The organism is Nonomuraea terrae (assembly GCF_044465245.1).
In the GTDB taxonomy this organism is placed as follows: domain Bacteria; phylum Actinomycetota; class Actinomycetes; order Streptosporangiales; family Streptosporangiaceae; genus Nonomuraea; species Nonomuraea terrae.
The window spans coordinates 1,052,430-1,068,736 of record NZ_JBITLL010000003.1; the positions used below are offsets into that span (position 1 = coordinate 1,052,430).

General features: G+C 72.9%; 16 protein-coding genes. 6 read left to right on the top strand and 10 right to left on the bottom strand.

The genetic code is table 11. The annotated features are described in order from the left end of the window. Positions 1–11 precede the first annotated feature (11 nt). The 4 genes from ACIBP6_RS17345 to hisD are packed head-to-tail and all read right to left on the bottom strand — an operon-like array spanning position 12 to position 3,137. Positions 12–167: a hypothetical protein gene (locus ACIBP6_RS17345; RefSeq protein WP_165970059.1), complete on the bottom strand. Its 156-nt coding sequence runs from the start codon at positions 165–167 to the stop codon at positions 12–14. Further along, positions 164–757, bottom strand: coding sequence for an imidazoleglycerol-phosphate dehydratase HisB (gene hisB, locus ACIBP6_RS17350; protein ID WP_111183057.1), 594 nt, complete (start codon positions 755–757; stop codon positions 164–166). Before hisB ends, ACIBP6_RS17345 begins: the two co-directional genes overlap by 4 nt. Next, positions 754–1,824: a histidinol-phosphate transaminase gene (locus ACIBP6_RS17355; RefSeq protein ID WP_397053168.1), complete on the bottom strand. Its 1,071-nt coding sequence runs from the start codon at positions 1,822–1,824 to the stop codon at positions 754–756. Before ACIBP6_RS17355 ends, hisB begins: the two co-directional genes overlap by 4 nt. Continuing rightward, positions 1,821–3,137 carry a histidinol dehydrogenase gene (gene hisD, locus ACIBP6_RS17360; RefSeq protein WP_397053170.1) on the bottom strand — a complete coding sequence of 439 codons (1,317 nt, stop codon included), beginning with the start codon at positions 3,135–3,137 and terminating at the stop codon, positions 1,821–1,823. The genes ACIBP6_RS17355 and hisD overlap by 4 nt, the downstream gene beginning before the upstream one ends. A 354-nt stretch (positions 3,138–3,491) precedes the next feature. Here hisD and ACIBP6_RS17365 point away from each other — a divergent pair, with 354 nt between their 5' ends. The 3 genes from ACIBP6_RS17365 (at position 3,492) to ACIBP6_RS17375 (ending at position 6,368) form a co-directional block, all read left to right on the top strand. Then, the gene (locus tag ACIBP6_RS17365) at positions 3,492–3,677 is read left to right on the top strand and encodes a hypothetical protein (RefSeq protein ID WP_397053171.1); all 186 of its coding nucleotides are present in this window, start codon (positions 3,492–3,494) and stop codon (positions 3,675–3,677) included. A gap of 58 nt (positions 3,678–3,735) precedes the next feature. Further along, positions 3,736–4,749 carry a non-homologous end-joining DNA ligase gene (ligD, locus tag ACIBP6_RS17370; RefSeq protein WP_397053173.1) on the top strand — a complete coding sequence of 338 codons (1,014 nt, stop codon included), beginning with the start codon at positions 3,736–3,738 and terminating at the stop codon, positions 4,747–4,749. Positions 4,750–4,850: 101 nt separating this feature from the next. Then, positions 4,851–6,368, top strand: coding sequence for a trypsin-like serine peptidase (locus ACIBP6_RS17375; RefSeq protein ID WP_397053175.1), 1,518 nt, complete (start codon positions 4,851–4,853; stop codon positions 6,366–6,368). On the opposite strand, the gene ACIBP6_RS17380 is transcribed toward ACIBP6_RS17375, so the two are convergent. Beyond that, complete coding sequence (locus ACIBP6_RS17380) at positions 6,363–7,475, bottom strand: MFS transporter (protein WP_397053177.1); 1,113 nt, start codon at positions 7,473–7,475, stop codon at positions 6,363–6,365. The genes ACIBP6_RS17375 and ACIBP6_RS17380 overlap by 6 nt on opposite strands. A 54-nt stretch (positions 7,476–7,529) precedes the next feature. Between ACIBP6_RS17380 and ACIBP6_RS17385 the strand changes: the two genes are divergently transcribed. Further along, positions 7,530–8,261 carry an AraC family transcriptional regulator gene (locus tag ACIBP6_RS17385; RefSeq protein WP_397053179.1) on the top strand — a complete coding sequence of 244 codons (732 nt, stop codon included), beginning with the start codon at positions 7,530–7,532 and terminating at the stop codon, positions 8,259–8,261. Positions 8,262–8,320: 59 nt separating this feature from the next. Further along, positions 8,321–8,776, top strand: a complete 456-nt coding sequence (gene ybaK / locus ACIBP6_RS17390; RefSeq protein ID WP_132622599.1) for a Cys-tRNA(Pro) deacylase — start codon at positions 8,321–8,323, stop codon at positions 8,774–8,776. Between the two features lies 1 nt (position 8,777). Here ybaK and ACIBP6_RS17395 read toward each other — a convergent pair whose 3' ends face one another. Continuing rightward, the gene (locus tag ACIBP6_RS17395) at positions 8,778–11,036 is read right to left on the bottom strand and encodes a transglycosylase domain-containing protein (RefSeq protein WP_397053181.1); all 2,259 of its coding nucleotides are present in this window, start codon (positions 11,034–11,036) and stop codon (positions 8,778–8,780) included. Between the two features lie 73 nt (positions 11,037–11,109). Beyond that, positions 11,110–12,426 carry a UDP-N-acetylglucosamine 1-carboxyvinyltransferase gene (gene murA, locus ACIBP6_RS17400; RefSeq protein WP_246075658.1) on the bottom strand — a complete coding sequence of 439 codons (1,317 nt, stop codon included), beginning with the start codon at positions 12,424–12,426 and terminating at the stop codon, positions 11,110–11,112. Positions 12,427–12,489: 63 nt separating this feature from the next. Between murA and ACIBP6_RS17405 the strand changes: the two genes are divergently transcribed. Next, complete coding sequence (locus tag ACIBP6_RS17405) at positions 12,490–13,005, top strand: hypothetical protein (protein WP_397053183.1); 516 nt, start codon at positions 12,490–12,492, stop codon at positions 13,003–13,005. Here ACIBP6_RS17405 and ACIBP6_RS17410 read toward each other — a convergent pair. The 3 genes from ACIBP6_RS17410 to ACIBP6_RS17420 all read right to left on the bottom strand — a co-directional run bounded on the left by ACIBP6_RS17410 (position 13,002) and on the right by ACIBP6_RS17420 (position 16,019). After that, positions 13,002–14,372, bottom strand: coding sequence for an amidase (locus ACIBP6_RS17410; protein WP_397053185.1), 1,371 nt, complete (start codon positions 14,370–14,372; stop codon positions 13,002–13,004). The two genes, ACIBP6_RS17405 and ACIBP6_RS17410, sit on opposite strands and share 4 nt — an antisense overlap. Positions 14,373–14,535: 163 nt before the next feature. Next, on the bottom strand, positions 14,536–15,363 hold the full coding sequence (locus ACIBP6_RS17415; RefSeq protein WP_397053187.1) for a nickel/cobalt transporter: 828 nt from the start codon (positions 15,361–15,363) through the stop codon (positions 14,536–14,538). After that, entirely contained in the window at positions 15,360–16,019 is a 660-nt protein-coding gene (locus tag ACIBP6_RS17420; RefSeq protein WP_397053189.1) for a hypothetical protein, read from the bottom strand. The genes ACIBP6_RS17415 and ACIBP6_RS17420 overlap by 4 nt, the downstream gene beginning before the upstream one ends. Positions 16,020–16,307 lie beyond the last annotated feature (288 nt).

Below are 16,307 nucleotides of genomic sequence, written 5' to 3' on the forward strand. Positions count from 1 at the left end.
CCTTCTCTTCGTCACCACCACAGGAGCCCAGCCGTGACCGCCATCACCGCGCCGAGCGCGCAGACGGCGGCACCGATCTTGATGCCCTGTTTGATCAAGGAGAACACGCCCCCCGCGAGGAACAGCCCGATGAAGACCATCACTCCGGCGAGGAGGTTGTCGGTCACAGGACGCCCTTGGTGCTCGGCACGCCGGTGGCGCGCGGGTCGAGCTCGGACGCCTCGCGCAGCGCCCGCGCCAGCGCCTTGAACTGCGCCTCCACGATGTGGTGGGCGTTGCGGCCGTACGGGACGTGGACGTGCAGGCAGATCGCGGCCTGGGCGACGAACGACTCGAGGATGTGGCGGGTCATCGTCGTGTCGTAGTCGGGGCCGATCATCGGCGCCATGCCCTCGGGCTCGTGGTGCACGAGGTAGGGGCGGCCGGACAGGTCGACGGTGACCTGGGCGAGCGACTCGTCGAGCGGGCACGACGCATTGCCGAACCGCCTGATGCCCGACTTGTCGCCCAGCGCCTCGCGGAACGCCGCACCGAGGGCGATCGCGGTGTCCTCGATCGTGTGGTGGGAGTCGATGTGCAGGTCGCCCTCGGTCTTGACGGTCAGGTCGAACAATCCGTGCTTGCCGAGCTGGGCCAGCATGTGGTCGTAGAAGCCGACCCCGGTGGACACCTCGACCCGGCCGGTGCCGTCGAGACCGACCTCGACCAGGACCGAGGTCTCCTTCGTGACGCGCTCGACGCGGCCTACGCGACTCACAGGACTCCTTCCAGGGCGGCGCGGAAGGCCGCCATCTCCTCACCGGTGCCGATCGACACCCGCAGCCATTCGGGCGGGCCCACCTCGCGGATGAGCACGCCGCGCTCCAGCATCGACTCCCACACCGCGCGCCGGTCGGGGAAGCGCCCGAACAGCACGAAGTTGGCGTCGGAGTCGGCCACTTCCAGACCCTTGGACCGCAGCCAGGCGACCGTGGCGTCGCGCTCGCGCCGCAGCTCGCCGACCGTGCCGAGCAGCTCCTCGCGGTGGCGCAGCGCCACCCGCGCCGCCGTCTGCGTGATCGTCGACAGGTGGTACGGCAGCCGCACGAGCAGCAGCGCCTGCACCACCGCCGGGTGGGCGGCCAGGTAGCCCAGCCGGGTGCCGGCCATGGCGAACGCCTTGGACATCGTACGGGTGACGATGAGCCGCGGGTGGGCGGGCAGCAGCGTCAGCGCCGACGGCGTGCCGGCCCGGGCGAACTCGAAGTAGGCCTCGTCGACCACGACCATGCCGGGCGCCGCGGCCACGACCGCCTCGATCGTCTCCAGCGGCAGCGCCGTGCCCGTCGGGTTGTTGGGCGAGGTGAGGAAGACGATGTCGGGGCGGTGCTCCTCGATCGCCGCGGTCGCCTTGCCGGGGTCGAGGGAGAAGTCCTCCTCCCGGCTCGCGTTGATCCACTCGGTGCTGGTGCCGGAGGTGATGATCGGGTGCATCGAGTACGACGGCTCGAACCCCAGGGCGCTGCGGCCGTGGCCGCCGAACGCCTGCAGGATCTGCTGGAGCACCTCGTTGGAGCCGTTGGCCGCCCACACCCGCTCGGTGGTCAGGCCGTGGCCGAGGTAGCCGGCCAGCTCGGCGCGCAACGCGACGGCGTCGCGGTCGGGGTAGCGGTTGAGCTCGCCCGCCCGCGCCCCGACCTCGGCCGCCAGGTCGGCGACCAGCTCGGGCGAGGGCGGGTAGGGGTTTTCGTTGGTGTTGAGGCGTACCGGGACGTCGATCTGGGGCGCGCCGTAGGGGGTCTTGCCCCGCAGGTCGTCGCGGATGGGCAGGTCGTCGAGGTTCACGAGCCCTCCGTGGGCACTCGCCAGTCGAATCGGGCGCGGATCGCGGCGCCGTGCGCGGGCAGGTCTTCCGCGTCGGCCAGGACCGACACGTGGGCGGCCGCCTGCGCGAGCGCCTCGCGCGAGTAGTCGACCACGTGGATGCCGCGCAGGAACGACTGCACGGAAAGGCCGCTGGAGTGGCAGGCGCACCCGCCCGTGGGCAGCACGTGGTTGGAGCCGGCGAGGTAGTCGCCGAGCGAGACCGGCGCGTACGCACCGACGAAGATGGCGCCCGCGTTGCGCACCCGCGCCGCCACGGCCGCCGCGTCGGCGGTGTGGATCTCGAGGTGCTCGGCGGCGTAGGCGTCGACGACCTTGAGGCCGTCGTCGATCGAGCTGACCAGCACGATGCCGGACTGCCGGCCGCTCAGCGCCTCGGTGATGCGCTCGGAGTGGCGGGTGGCCGAGACCTGGCCGGGCAGCTCCTTCTCGACCGCGTCGGCCAGCTCGGGGCTGGTGGTCACCAGCACGGCGGCGGCGATCGTGTCGTGCTCGGCCTGGCTGATCAGGTCGGCGGCGACGTGCACCGGGTCGGCCGTCTCGTCGGCCAGGATGGCGATCTCGGTCGGGCCGGCCTCGGAGTCGATGCCGATCTGCCCCTTGAGCAGCCGCTTGGCCGCCGCCACCCAGATGTTGCCGGGGCCGGTCACCATGGTGGCCGCGGGGCACTCCTCGGTGCCGTAGGCGAACATGGCGACGGCCTGCGCGCCGCCGACGGAGTAGACCTCGTCGACGCCGAGCAGCGCGCACGCGGCCAGGATCGTCGGGTGCGGCAGGCCGCCGAACTCCTTCTGGGCCGGGCTGGTCACGGCCAGCGAGCCGACGCCGGCCTCCTGGGCCGGGACGACGTTCATCACGACGCTGGACGGGTAGACCGCGCGCCCGCCCGGGACGTAGAGGCCGACGCGGTCGACCGGCACCCACCGCTCGGTGACCGTGCCGCCGGGCACGACCTGCGTGGTGACGTCGGTGCGGCGCTGGTCGCGGTGGACCAGCCGGGCGCGCCTGATCGACTCCTCCAGCGCGGCCCGCACCTTCGGGTCGAGCTCGGCCAGCGCCCGGCGCAGGGCCTCGGCGGGGACGCGGGCGGAGGCGATCTCGACGCCGTCGAACCTGGCGGTCAGCTCCCGTACGGCCGCCGCCCCGCGATGGCGTACGTCGTCGCAGATGGGCCGCACCTTCTCCAGGGCGGCCTCGACGTCGAGCTCGGCGCGGGGCAGCACGTCGCGCAGATCCGCAGGCAGGGAACCGCGCATGTCAATACGGGAAATCACCCTCACAGTCTACGGAGTCCACGCCCTGCGTCTCGTTCTGTCCACTATGCGGACGACACTCAGAGAGGGGAGGCGGCCGCGGGGGCGGCGCTCGCCGACACACGCCCGCGCGACCGCCCTCGCCCCGGACCGGGCCTGCCGGGGCGTCGCCGTGGCCGTCACGGGGGGTACGGCCACGGCCGGGGAAAGCCTGGGCCGCCACCTCTGCCCGTGTTGTCCGGGAACTAACGCCCTGTACCAAGAAAAACTTTGAGTAGTCAAAAGCTAACCATACGCATGATTTGTGGCTTCCGCGTGTCATGCGGGCGTCCGATTTATACCGTTTTGCGAGGTTTGGCGGTTAACCTTGCCGCCATGGGACGGTGGCACGGGCCCGGCGGCCTCGTGATAGAGGTGATCATTCTGGACGATCGCCCTGTGCTGCGCGTCTGCCACCACGTGAACGGCCGGACCTACCTGCGCGGCTACTGCGCCACCGTCGCCGAACTACACCAACACGGCGTAGATCTGGCCGAACTGGTGGAAGACGGGTCGCTTTGACCATCTGCAGACCCGGGCCGGCCACTGCCGATCCACCCCCTGGGGTACGGCATGCACCATGGTGCGGCTGCCCGCCTACTCGCCGATGCTCGCCCAGCTCGGCACCCTGAGCTCCGTGCAGGGACCCGGCTGGGCCGTGGAGATGAAATGGGACGGCGTGCGCGCCCTGGCCTACGTCGAGGACGGCGCCGTACGGCTGTTGTCGCGCAACGGCAGGGACATCACCGCCGCCTACCCCGAGCTGCAGCTCATGGCCGGCGCCACCGGCGGGCGCGCGACCGTCATCGACGGCGAGGTCGTGGCCTTCGACGATGCCGGGCGGCCCAGCTTCGAGGCGCTGCAGCCGCGGATGCACCAGCGCCACCCTGCGACCGTGGCGCAGCTGGCCAGGACGGTACCGGTGACGTTCATGGCGTTCGACATCCTGCACCTGGAGGACGGGAGCACGGTCTCCCGGCCGTACACCGAGCGCCGGGAACTGCTGGAGGGCACGCTCACGCCCGGCTACCGGTGGCAGGTGCCCGTCTGGTTCAGCGGGCAGGCCGAGCGGGCGTTCGACTCCTCCCGGCAACTCGGACTGGAAGGGGTGGTGTGCAAGCGGATGAGCTCCCCGTACCGGCCCGGCCGGCGCAGCGCCGAATGGACCAAGGTCAAGAACGTCAGCGCCGTCGAGGTCGTGATCGGCGGCTGGAAGGCCGGCGGCGGGCGGCGGGCGGGCATGATCGGCTCGCTCCTGCTCGGCGCGTACGACCCGCGCGGGCGGCTGCGGTACGTCGGGCACGTCGGCACCGGCTTCACCCAGGCCATGCTGCGCGACCTGGGCGAGCGCCTGGCGCCGCTGGAGCGCGGGGAGCCGGCGTTCGACGAGCCGGTGCCGCGCGAGCACGCCCGCGACGCGCACTGGGTGGAGCCACGGATCGTGGGCGAGGTGCAGTACGCCGAGGTCACCGGTGACGGGCGGCTGCGTCACCCCTCCTGGCGAGGGCTGCGGCCCGACCGGGAGCCGTCGGAGGCGAGCACGGAGGAGATCCTGCCGCCCGGCCGCCACGAGGGCGGCGCCGCCGCGGGCTGAACGCGACACGAGACCCTAACTACACTTCGCGCTCATATGGTGACTTAAAGTGATTATAGGGCTGTCGAGCTGTTTTGGGGGACATTGTGCGGAGAACTCTGGTGACCACCCTGGCCGCGCTGGCCGGCCTCGCCTTCACCACTCCCGCGACGGCCGACCGGCCGCCGGCCTCACGGCCGGTGAAGGCCGGGGCGGCGGACCCGGAGCCCGCGGTCCGCGCGCTCGGGCGCGACCGTTCATGGGGGGCCGAGTCGTCGCCGCTCATGCGGCCGGGGCGCGCGGTGCGTTACTGGACTCCCGGCAAGCAGGCCAAGGCCAGCCCCGTCGACCTGCCGCGCAGCGCACCGGCGCCCCACGGCAGACCGCACGGCAGGCTCCACGGCAGCGCGCGCACGGCCCGGCCGCACAGCGTGCCCACGGCCAAGCGCCTCACGCCCGGCGGCGACGACAACGGCTACGCCCGCGTGACCAGGCCGTACACGGCGGCGGCGCACAGCCGCATCACCGGCCGGCTGTTCTTCGTCAACGCCTTCGGGCAGGGCGACTCGTGCAGCGCCTCCGTCGTACGCTCGGCCACCCGGCTGCTCATCGTCACCGCCGCCCACTGCGTCTACGGCGTCCCCCCTGGCTCGGTGATCGGCCGGTGGCACAGCAACTTCGCGTTCGTGCCGGCCTACGACGGGCGGGCGGAGAGCGTGCGGCGGCGCGAGCCGTACGGGCGGTGGGGCGGGCGGCGGGCGTGGAAACCCGACGGCTACACCGGGCTGAGCGGCGGCGACTGGAACTCCGTCTACGACATCGCCCTCATCGAGGTCGGCAAGCGCAAGCGCACCCTGCAGGACGCCGTCGGCGCCTTCACCCCCATGCTCAACCGGGGCGGCCGGCACACCATCACCACCACCGGCTATCCGGGACTGCTCGGCAGACAGCCCTACGACGGCCGCGACCAGCTGATGTGCGTCGGCCGGACCCGCCGCGCCGACGGCCTCACCCGCGCCCCGGTCATCACGGCCTCCACCACCGCTGACACCACGGGCGCGTCCCCGGCCGGCCGGATGGTGACGGACAACTGCCACCTGCACAAGGGCCACAGCGGCGGCCCGTGGATCGTGCGCGGCACCGGGGACCTGGTCGGCGTGCTGTCGGCGGGCAAGGAGGACGGCGAGTCCGAGGGCAACTCCGTCGCCACCACGCTCAACCCGGAAGGTTACGGCGCGATCGTGCAGCAGGCCGACCCGCGCGGCGTGTACGACGCACTGTCGGTCAGGACGTCGGGACCGTCCCGCCGGGTCAGATCCGGCGGCTCCGCCACCGTGACCGCCACCGTCACCATGCGCGGCCTCCTGGCCGCCGCCCAGGTGCCGCTCACGCTGACCGTGCCGCCCGGCACGAAACTGGCCGACGTCAGCGGCGCCCGCTGCTCGACCGCCGGCAGACGGGCCGACTGCACGATCGGCGCCGTACGCCCGGGCAGCCCCGTGCGGATCACGGCCCGGGTCGAGGTGGGCTCCGACGCCGACCGGCGGCCGGCGATCGTCGCCCACGTCACCTCCTCCCGTCTGGACCCGACCCGGCGCGACAACACCAGCGTCCTGCGCCTGCCGGCCCGCCGGTCATGAGGGCTCCCTCAGCGTGCGCGCCAGCAGCCAGGCCAGCACGGGGAACACCACCAGGCAGGCAAGTGCCGTCCTGAGCGAGGCGGCCTCCGCCACCGCGCCCACCAGCGGGCCGACCAGGCCGCCCACGCTCACCGCGAGGCCCAGGGTCACACCGCTCGCCGTGCCCAGCCGAGTCGGCAGGAAGTCCTGGCCGAGCGTCACATGCAGGGAGAAGGGGGCGTACAGGGCGATCGAGGACGCGGCCACGAACACGTACGCCGCGGGGCCCGGCACGAACACCACCCCGGCCACCGCGGGCACGGCCAGCGCGTACGCCAGCCGCATCGTGCGCACCCGGCCCCAGCGCGCGGCCAGTCTGCCGCCCAGCACGGTGCCCACCGCCCCGCCCGCGAACAGCGTGAACAGCGCCACCGCGCCGGCCGCCCCGCCGCCGAGGTGCAGAGCCACGAAGGCGCTGAGGCCGACGTACACGACGGAACGGAAGACGATCACGAGGGTCAGCCGGGCGAACGACGGCCAGTCGTCGCGCCCCGAGACCGGCACGGCGGCGCCCCGCGCCGCCGCCGCTCCCCCGGACAGCGCCCTGACGGCCGGCAGCGTCACCAGCGCACCCAGCACGGCCGGCAGCGCCAGCCACGGCGAGGCGCCCAGCCCCCAGACCGCGAGCAGCGGCGTCACGAGCACGGGAGCCGAGGCGAACCCGAGCGTCCCGCCCAGGGAGAACCAGCTCATCCGCACATGGCTGCCCTCGCTCGCCAACCGGGCCAGCCGGGCGGACTCCGGATGGTAGGCCGCCACGCCCAGCCCCGACAGGGCCACGGCCAGGCAGGTCAGCGCGTACGAGCCGGTCACTCCCCCGGCGGCCACCCCCGCGCCGGACAGGATCATGCTCACCGGGATCAGCCACGGCATCCGCCGCCGGTCGGTCAGCACGCCGAAGATCGGCTGCACGATCGACGACAGCAACGTCGCGGCCAGCACGACGCCGGAGACGGCGACGTACCCGTAGCCCCGCTCCACGACCAGGAACGGCACGAGGGCGGGCACCGCGCCCTGGTAGAAGTCCACGGCGGCGTGACCGGCGGCAAGCATGGGGATCCTGTTCACGCCCCGATCATGGACCGGGCCGGCGCTGGCCCGCTTCCGATAAAGTGCCAACTCATGCCGGAAATCCGCCATCTACCGGAAGCGCCCACCGGGCGGCGGCCCCTCGCGCCCGGCGCCGGCATCGACGCCCACCGCCACGACACCCACCAGATCGTGTACGCCCGCCGCGGCGTCGTCTCCGTCACCACGGACGCCGGCACCTGGGTGGCGCCGGCCAACCGGGCGATCTGGATCCCGGCCGGCACCGTCCACGAGCACCTCGCCCACGGCGACACCGACCTGCGCCTGGTCGGCCTGACCCGCAACCCGCTCGCTCTCCGCCGTCCGGCCGTCCTCGCCGTCAGCCCCCTCCTCCGCGAGCTGATCGTCGCCTACACCGGCGCCCTGGAGGACGGCGAGCGGGCCAGAATGCTGGCCGTGCTGCTGGACCAGGTCAGGCGGGCGCCCGAGCAGCCGCTGCACCTGCCCACGCCCAGGGACCCGCGGCTGGCCGCCGTCTGCGACGCGCTCCGCCGCGACCCGGCCGACCGCCGTACGCTGGCCCAGCTCGCCGTCCAGGCGGGCGCCGCCGACCGCACGCTGGCGCGGCTGTTCCGGGCCGAGCTGGGGATGACCTTCCCCCAGTGGCGCACCCAGCTCCGCCTGCACCGCGCCCTGGTCCTGCTGGCCGACGGCGTGCCGGTGACGGCGGTCGCGCACCGGTGCGGGTGGGCCTCGGCGAGCGCGTTCATCGACGTGTTCGGGCGGGCCTTCGGGTACACCCCCGGCCGCGCCTTTACATTGTAGATTCGCTACAATCGGGTGCCGTGAGCACATCGAAAGGCAAGGGCGGCACTCCGGCCACCATGGCGCTGACCAAGGCCAAGGCCGCGTTCACGCTCCACCCCTACGATCACGACGCCTCCGCCCAGGCCTACGGCGAGGAGGCCGCCGACGCGCTCGGCGTCCCGTACGAACGGATCTTCAAGACGCTCGTGGCGGAGGTCGAGAGCGGGCTCGCGGTCGCGGTCGTGCCGGTGGCGGGCAAGCTCGACCTCAAGGCGCTGGCGAGCGCGCTCGGCAGCAAGCGGGCCGCGATGGCCGAGGCCGCGAAGGTCGAGCGGGTGACCGGCTACGTCGTCGGCGGCATCAGCCCACTCGGCCAGCGCAAGCAACTCCCGACCGTGGTCGACTCCTCCGCCCTCGACTTCGCGACGATCTACTTCTCGGCTGGCAGGCGCGGCCTGCAGATCGAGACCGCGCCCGACAACCTCATCACGCTCACCCGGGCGATCACCGCCCCCATCGGCAGGCGGGGCTGAGCTACCAGTCGAAGAACCCGTGCGACCGGTGCCGCTCGCGGCGGGGCCGGCCGTACGACGGCGGCAGCAGGCCCTCGCCCATCAGCCACTCGACGAGCCGGCGGTGCCGCCTGCCGAAGCCGTGGTCGCCGCGCCGCCTGCCCTCGCGTTCCCCGTCGCGGGCCTCCTCCCGGGCGAGCGCCTCCTCCAGGCCCGGCGTGTGTCCGCCGCCGAAGCGCGACATGTCCGGCCCGGGGAAGCCGCGCGACTCGGTGTTCCGCAGCGCCGACCGCATCGACTCCACCCAGATCGGCCCCGGCAGCGACGCCCCCTGCACCGACCCGTAGAAGCGGTCGCCGATCTGCACGCCCTGCAGCGGGAACCGGTACGACCCCCGGATGTCGCCCACGCTCACCGCCGCGGCCAGCGCCGGCGTGTACCCGGCGAACCAGGCCGAGGTGTAGCCGTTGTTGGTGCCCGTCTTGCCGGCGGCGGGCCGGCCGAGACCCTGCCCCTTCATGGTGCCCTGGTCGAACACGCCCTCCAGCACGTGGTTGACCGCGTCGGCGACCGGCTGCTCGATGGCCCGCTCGCACGCGGGCGGCACGTGTGTGCGCCGCCCCTCCCTGCCGACGATCTCCACGATGGCCAGCGGCCGGCAGTACATCCCGCGCGCCGCGAACGCCGCGAACGCCGCCGCCACCGTCACCGGGTCCATCTCGTTGATGCCGAGGGTGAACGTCGGCACCTCGCGCAGCGGCTTGCCGTCCGCCCGCGTGATGCCGAGGGCCTTGGCCGTGCGCACCACGTTGCAGAGCCCGACCTTGCGCTCCAGCATCATGTAGAAGATGTTCACCGACTTCCAGGTGCCGGTCTCCAGGCTGTGCGGGCCGCCCTCGCCCTCGCCGCTGGCGTTCAGGATGCGGCTGTTCGGGTCGTTGACCGGCTTGCCGTCGCAGTCGCGGTAGCCCTGCGACGGCACGAGCGAGCCCGGCGTCATGAAGCCGTCGCCGAAACGCCAGCCCTGCTTCAGCGCCGTGGCCAGGGTGAACACCTTGAACGTCGATCCGGCCTGGAAACCCTGGCCGCCTCCGTGGGCCACGTCGGCGACCAGGTTGAAGGTGGTCTTGGGGCCGTTCTTGCGGTCGCCGGGGTTGCGGCCGAAGCCCTTGCTGGCCGCCATCGCCCGGATCCGCCCGGTCCGCGGTTCCACCATCGCCTCGGCGGCCACCTCGGTGTCCTCGGGCGAGACGTGCCGCTTGATGGCCCGCTCGGCGGCGCGCTGCGCGATCGGGTCGAGGCTCGTCCTGATCGTCAGGCCGCCCCTGGCCAGCCTGTTGCGCCGCTCGGCCTCGGTGTTGCCGAACGCCGGGTTCGACAGCAGCTCGCGCTGGACGTACAGGCAGTAGAAGGGGTACTCGCTCTGCTCGCAGCCGCCCGGCTCGGGGCGGAGGTCGATGCCCAGCGGCGCCGCCTTGGCGCGCGCCGCCTCCTGCTTGGTGATCCAGTTCAGCCCGGCCATGCGGTCGAGCACGAGGTCGCGCCGCTCCCGCAGCCGGGCCCGATGGTCCCGCCCCAGCGAGGGGTCCGTCGAGTACGGCATCCGCACCGCCCCCGCCAGCGTGGCCGCCTGCTCCAGCGTCAGCTTCGAGGCCGAGGTGGAGAAGAAGCGCCGGGCCGCCGCCTCCACGCCGTGGGCCCCGGCGCCGAAGTAGGCGATGTTCAGGTAGCGCTCGAGGATCTCCGCCTTGCGGTACTTCTTCTCCAGCGCCAGCGCCAGCCGCAGCTCGGTGATCTTTCGGGCCAGGTTGGGCGCGCGGGCACGATCGCGCTCGGCGTTGGTACGGGCGTTCTCCACCAGGATGTTCTTGACGAGCTGCTGGGTCAGGGACGATCCGCCCTGCCGGATGCTGCCCGCCTGGGTGTTGGTGAGCAACGCCCGCAGCGTGCCGCGGACGTCGAGGCCGCCGTGCTCGTAGAAGCGGGCGTCCTCGATGGCCACGATGGCCCGGCGCATCACCGGGGCGACCTTGCGCAGCGGGACGATCCTGCGGTTGGTCTCGTAGAACTGCGCGAACGGCCGGCCGTCCTTGTCCAGCAGCCTGGTCACCTGCGCGAGCGGCTCCTCGCGCGGGGCGGGCGGCAGGTCGATGAAGGTCTTCGTCACATCACGCGCGGCGATGCCGCCCCCGCTCACCACGGGCGCGGCCAGTGCGGCCACCAGCACCCCGCCGAGCGCCCCCGCCAGCCCGAGTCCCCCGACGGATCTGAGTACGGTCACGTCACTTGATGTGCGACGTCCCGATCATTGGCAAACGCCCGCTTCCAGCGTCTTTACAGTTGTTTACTGCTGCTTACTCACCCGAGTCCCTCCTGATGTTCAGCCCCAGCGAGGCGAACTGCTCGAACGGCCGGTGGTAGCCGCGCTCGATGTGGTGCACGCCGCGCAGCGTGGACGGCCCGTCGGCGACCGCCGCCGCCAGCACCGCCGAGAAGCCGGCCCTGATGTCGGGCAGCGTCACGTCGGCTCCCCTCAGCCTGGAGACACCCCGCACGACGGCCGAGTGGCGGGCGTTGGTGTCGTGGTAGCGGCAGGCCGGGCCGCCCAGGCACTGGTCGAACACCTCGATCTCGCAGCCCATCCGCTGCAGCGCGGGCACGTACACCAGGCGGTTCTCGAAGACCGTCTCGTGCAGCACCGACATGCCGTGGCTCTGGGTGAACAGCACCATCAGCGGCGTCTGCCAGTCGGTCATGAACCCGGGGTGGGTGTCGGTCTGCACCGCCGCCGCGCGCAGGCCCTCCGGGGGCGCGGTGGCGCACAGGTACTCGTCGTTGATGTCGAACCTGGCGCCCATCCTGGCCAGCGTGGTGATCGCGGTGACCAGGCGGTCCTGCGGGCAGCCGTGCACGCGGACCTCGCCCTGGGTGATCAGACCGGCCGCCAGGTACGAGAACGCCTCGATGCGGTCGCCGGCCAGCCAGGTGGAGGCGCCGTGCAGGCGCTCGACGCCCTCGATGAGGATCCTGCGGTCGGGCGACAGCTCGATCATCGCGCCCATCCGCTGCAGGAACAGCGCCAGCTCCACCACCTCGGGCTCGGTGGCGGCGTTCTTCAGCACCGTCTTGCCCTCGGCCAGCACCGCCGACATCAGCACCGTCTCCGTGGCGCCCACGCTGGGGTAGGGCAGCTCGATCCGGGTGCCGCGCAGGCGGGCCGCCTTGGCGAAGATGCCGCTCTCGCCGACCTCGACCTCGGCGCCCATCGCGCGCAGGGCCTCGACGTGGAAGTTCACCGGCCGCCGCCCGATCGGGTCGCCGCCGACCAGCGGCACGAACGCCTCGCCCGCCAGGTGCAGCAGCGGGCCCAGCATGAGGATGGGGATGCGGTTCAGGCCGGTGAACGCGTCGGGCACCCGGGGCTCGATCGCCGGCCCCTTCTCGATCCTGATCTCCGTGCGGGAGATCTCGACATGGATGCCGAGGGCGCGCAGCATGTCCGCCGTGATGCCGACCTCGCCCACCTCCGGGGCGTTGTGAATGCTGCTCTCGCCGTCGCCCAGCATCGCCGCGACCATGTGCTTGGAGACGCCGTTCTTGGAGCCGCGTACTTCGACGTCCCCCCGGAGGGGGCCGGAGGGTTCGATCTTCCAGACCTCTTCTGCAATCACGAAGCGAGCCTAGCCGGGGGATACCATCGAGCTGATTCGGACGCACATGTGAAGGGGAGTGGCGTGACGAGGGAAGTACGCGCATTTGCGGTAACTGTCCTCACTCTCGCCGCTCTCGGGGTCGCCGCCGGCCTGCTCTGGTCGGGCGTCACGCCGCGGGCCCCTTACCAGGTCACCGAGCAGGGCCCCACGCTGGCCGACCCGACCACGCAGGCGCTGATCGCGGCCGACGGCTGGTTCGCGGTGATCACGGGCGGGCTGGGACTGCTGTGCGGCGGCGTCGCCTGGTTCATCGGGCGGCGCTGGATGCTCGCGGTGCTGCTCGGGCTCTGCGCGGGTGGGGTGGCGGCCTCCTTCCTGACGTTGTGGACCGGGTCGACGTTCACCATCGGATCGGTCGTGGTGCAGGCCGCGGCCGTGCCCGGGATCAAGGTCGTCCCTGGGGCGCTGAAACTGACGGCCCCCGGGGTGCTGGTGTCCTGGCCGCTGCTGGCCGTGGGGTTCTTCACGCTGCTCGAAGGCATGCACGGCTACCGCGAGTCGCCCCTGCGGCAGCCGTACGGGGGTCCGGTCGTCTAGAGCGGGGGCCTGCGCAGGCCGTGCCCCGTGGCCTGCTCGAACGCCCGCGCCACCCGCAGCACCCTGGCGTCCTCGAACGGCGGCCCGATGATCTGCACGCCCACCGGCAGGCCGTCCTCCGTGAAGCCGGCCGGGACGGACGCGGCCGGCGCGTGCAGCACGCTGATCCAGTACGCCGAGCGCATCCAGGCGAGGTAGTCGGGCAGCCGCCGGCCGTTGATCTCGCTGACGTGCGGCTGCTCCACCGGGAACGGCGGCACCTGGCTGACCGGCGCGATCAGCACGTCGTAGGTGTCCCAGAACGCGGCCATGCGCTGGTAGAGGCGGCTGCGCGCCACCTCGGCGGCCACCAGGTCGGCGCCGGTGACCTGGCGGCCCTGCTCGACGTTCCAGGCGGTGTTGGGGCCCAGCCGGGTCTTGTCGCCGTGGGCGAGCAGGTAGTACCAGGCCCGGTAGGTGCGGAACGCCTCCTCCGCGCCGGTCAGGTCGGGATCGGTCTGCTCCACGTGGGCGCCGAGGCGTTCGAACACGGCCGGCGCGGTCGCGGTGACCGCCGCCGTGCGCGGGTCCACGGGCAGCCCGCCCAGGTCGGGGCTCCACGCCACCCGCAGCCCCGCCACCCCCTCCTCGGGCTCGGGCGCGAACATCTCCTTGATCGAGTACGGCGAGCGCCGGTCGAACCCGGCGATCGCGCCGAGCATCAACGTGACGTCCTCGACCGTCCTGGCCATCGGCCCAGGGACCGACAGGGTGTACCAGGCGGCCGTCTCCGAGATGCCCGGGACGCGGCCGGGCGTGGGGCGCAGGCCGACGACGTTGCAGAACGAGGCGGGGTTGCGCAGGGAGCCGCCCATGTCGCTGCCGTCGGCCAGCGGGATCATGCCGGTGGCCAGCGCGACCGCCGCTCCCCCGCTGCTGCCGCCGGCCGACTTGGTCGGGTCGTACGGGTTTCTGGTGGCGCCGAACACCTCGTTGACCGTGTGGGAGCCGGTGCCGAACTCCGGGGTGTTGGTCTTGCCCACGGTGATCGCCCCGGCCGCGCGCAACCGCCGTACGACCAGGTGGTCCTTGCCGGGCACGTGGTCGGCGAAGAGCGGGGAGCCGTACGTCGTGCGGATGCCGGCCGTGTCGACGAGATCCTTGTGCGCGACGGGCACGCCGTGCAGCGGCCCGGCCGGCTCCGCGGCGTCGGCCGCCTTGGCCGCGCCGAGGGCTTGTTCGGCGACCAGGGTGACGACGGCGTTCACACGGGGATTGACCTGCTCGATGCGGTCGAGGTGCGCCTGGAGCACCTCGACGGCACTCACCTCGCGCGTCCTGATGAGACGAGCCAGTTCGGTAGCGGGCAAATAACACAGTTCGCTCACCCTGCGATCCTCCCCCAATTCCCATCACCCCCACCCAATTACCCCGACGTCGCCCACACCCGCCCAATCACCCGCCGCCTCCACGGACCGATGCCGGTCACCCTCCCGCCCGGCCGAACCAACACCGGTCCGTTCCGGCAGCGGTCCCGGCCGATTCCGGACCTCAGGGCAGCAGGGCCGTCACGGCGGTCGCCACGTACAGGCCGCCGCCGGTGGCCACGGCGACGCCTGCCAGCGCGGGCGTCCAGGACGCGGCGGCGCGCAGGGAGCGCAGGCCGGGCGCTTGCCGCCGGCCGAGCCGCCCCATGAGTGCGGCCCCGCGGACCGTCACCACCCCGACGGCGGTCAGTGTGGCGGCCATGCCCACCCCGAAGGCACCCACCAGCACCACCGCGTCCAACGCCCGCCCGGTGAGCAGCCCGCTCACCAGCACGATGAACGCCGACGGCGAGGGGACCAGACCCCCGGAGAGGGCGAGGGCGGTGAGCCCTCGGCGCGACCACGGATCCATGAGCTCCTCCCCATGCCCATGACCGTGACCGTGCCCGTGACCATGCCCGTGCCCGTGCCCGTGCCCGTGCCCGTGCCCGTGCCCGTGCCCGTGCGCGTTCGCGGGCGCCGTCCTTCGTGAGCGGAGGTGGCGGTACGTCAGATGCACACCGACCCCGATCACCACCGCGCCCGCGATCACCTGCAGCCACGCCGTGACGGCCTTGGTCCCGACGGCGGCGCTGCTCAACCCCACCCACACGAGCGCGAGCGCGAGCACCGACACCGTGTGCATGAGCGCGACGACCACGCCCAGGCGGAGCGCGTCCCGGCACCGGCCGTGCGTGCCGATCAGGTACGCCGCCGTCACGCTCTTGCCGTGCCCCGGCGCGACCGCGTGCAGCGCCCCCACGCCCAGCGCCACGGCCAGCATCAGCCAGAACGCCCCCGCCCCGTCGAACAGCGCGATCAGGTAGTTCTCCGGCCCCGTGGTGCCGTTCACGCGGCCACGCCCACGCGCCGCCGCCGCCCGCGGACGAGGAACGCGACCAGCGCCGCGAGCGCGGCCACCAGCACCACGGCGGGCACCGCGAGCGACACCCCGCCCACCGCCGACGGCTCGAACCTCAGGTGCCGGGTGTCAGCCTCGGCCGTGAGCATGGTCTGCGCCGGGTCGGCGGGCGTCCCGGCGGTGAGCACGGTGCGGTACGCCTGGTTCAGGTCGGTCAGCGCCGCGATCCGGACGTCCACCTCGACGACCGGCTCCGCGCACGCGAATCCGAACCGTGCGCCGTCGGTGAGCAGCCGCTCCAGCGGTTCCAGCTCGCCCTCACAGGGCCGCCCGTCCTGACTCACCTCCACCCGGGACAGCAGATAGTCCCGTACGGCGGCGGAGCGGGCCAGCTGCTGCTCCCCCGTCAGTGCGGTGTCGATGCCCTTGGACGGATCTCCGAACGCGCCGAGCGAGCGGCCCAGCGCCACCCAGTCGTCCTCGGCGGCCTTCCACGACAGGCTCACCTGTGAGCCTTCCGCCACGATCGTGGCCATGGACGGCGGGCCGAACGGATGCGCCGACGCCGGCGCCCCCGCGACACCGGCCGGCACGACGACGGCAACGGCGAGGAGCACGCAGGCACGTGCGATGAGGGCGAGTTTCACGAGCGACTCCTGTAGGCAACCAATCGAAGATCCACGCACACACGGCGTCCCACCCGGGTGGGACGCCGCACCGGCACGACACCCCACCGCGGTCTGACGTCACACCCGCACACGGCCGACCCCCACAGGGTGCGCACGTCCGGACATGCCAAGCCCCGTCAGGCGGGCCTCGCCGCGGCAGCCACACACCGGGCGAGCCGGACCCCGTCTCCGCGGGGCGCACGGCTCACCGGCGAGCCCCGGTCGCGGCGTGGAGGCGACGCGGGTCAGGCGGACCCGGCTTGTAGG

Bases quoted from the DNA above. Each gene is read 5' to 3' on its own strand.
- ACIBP6_RS17365 (WP_397053171.1), top strand. From the start codon at position 3,492: ATGGGACGGTGGCACGGGCCCGGCGGCCTCGTGATAGAGGTGATCATT.
- ligD (WP_397053173.1), top strand. From the start codon at position 3,736: ATGGTGCGGCTGCCCGCCTACTCGCCGATGCTCGCCCAGCTCGGCACC.
- ACIBP6_RS17385 (WP_397053179.1), top strand. From the start codon at position 7,530: ATGCCGGAAATCCGCCATCTACCGGAAGCGCCCACCGGGCGGCGGCCC.
- ybaK (WP_132622599.1), top strand. From the start codon at position 8,321: ATGGCGCTGACCAAGGCCAAGGCCGCGTTCACGCTCCACCCCTACGAT.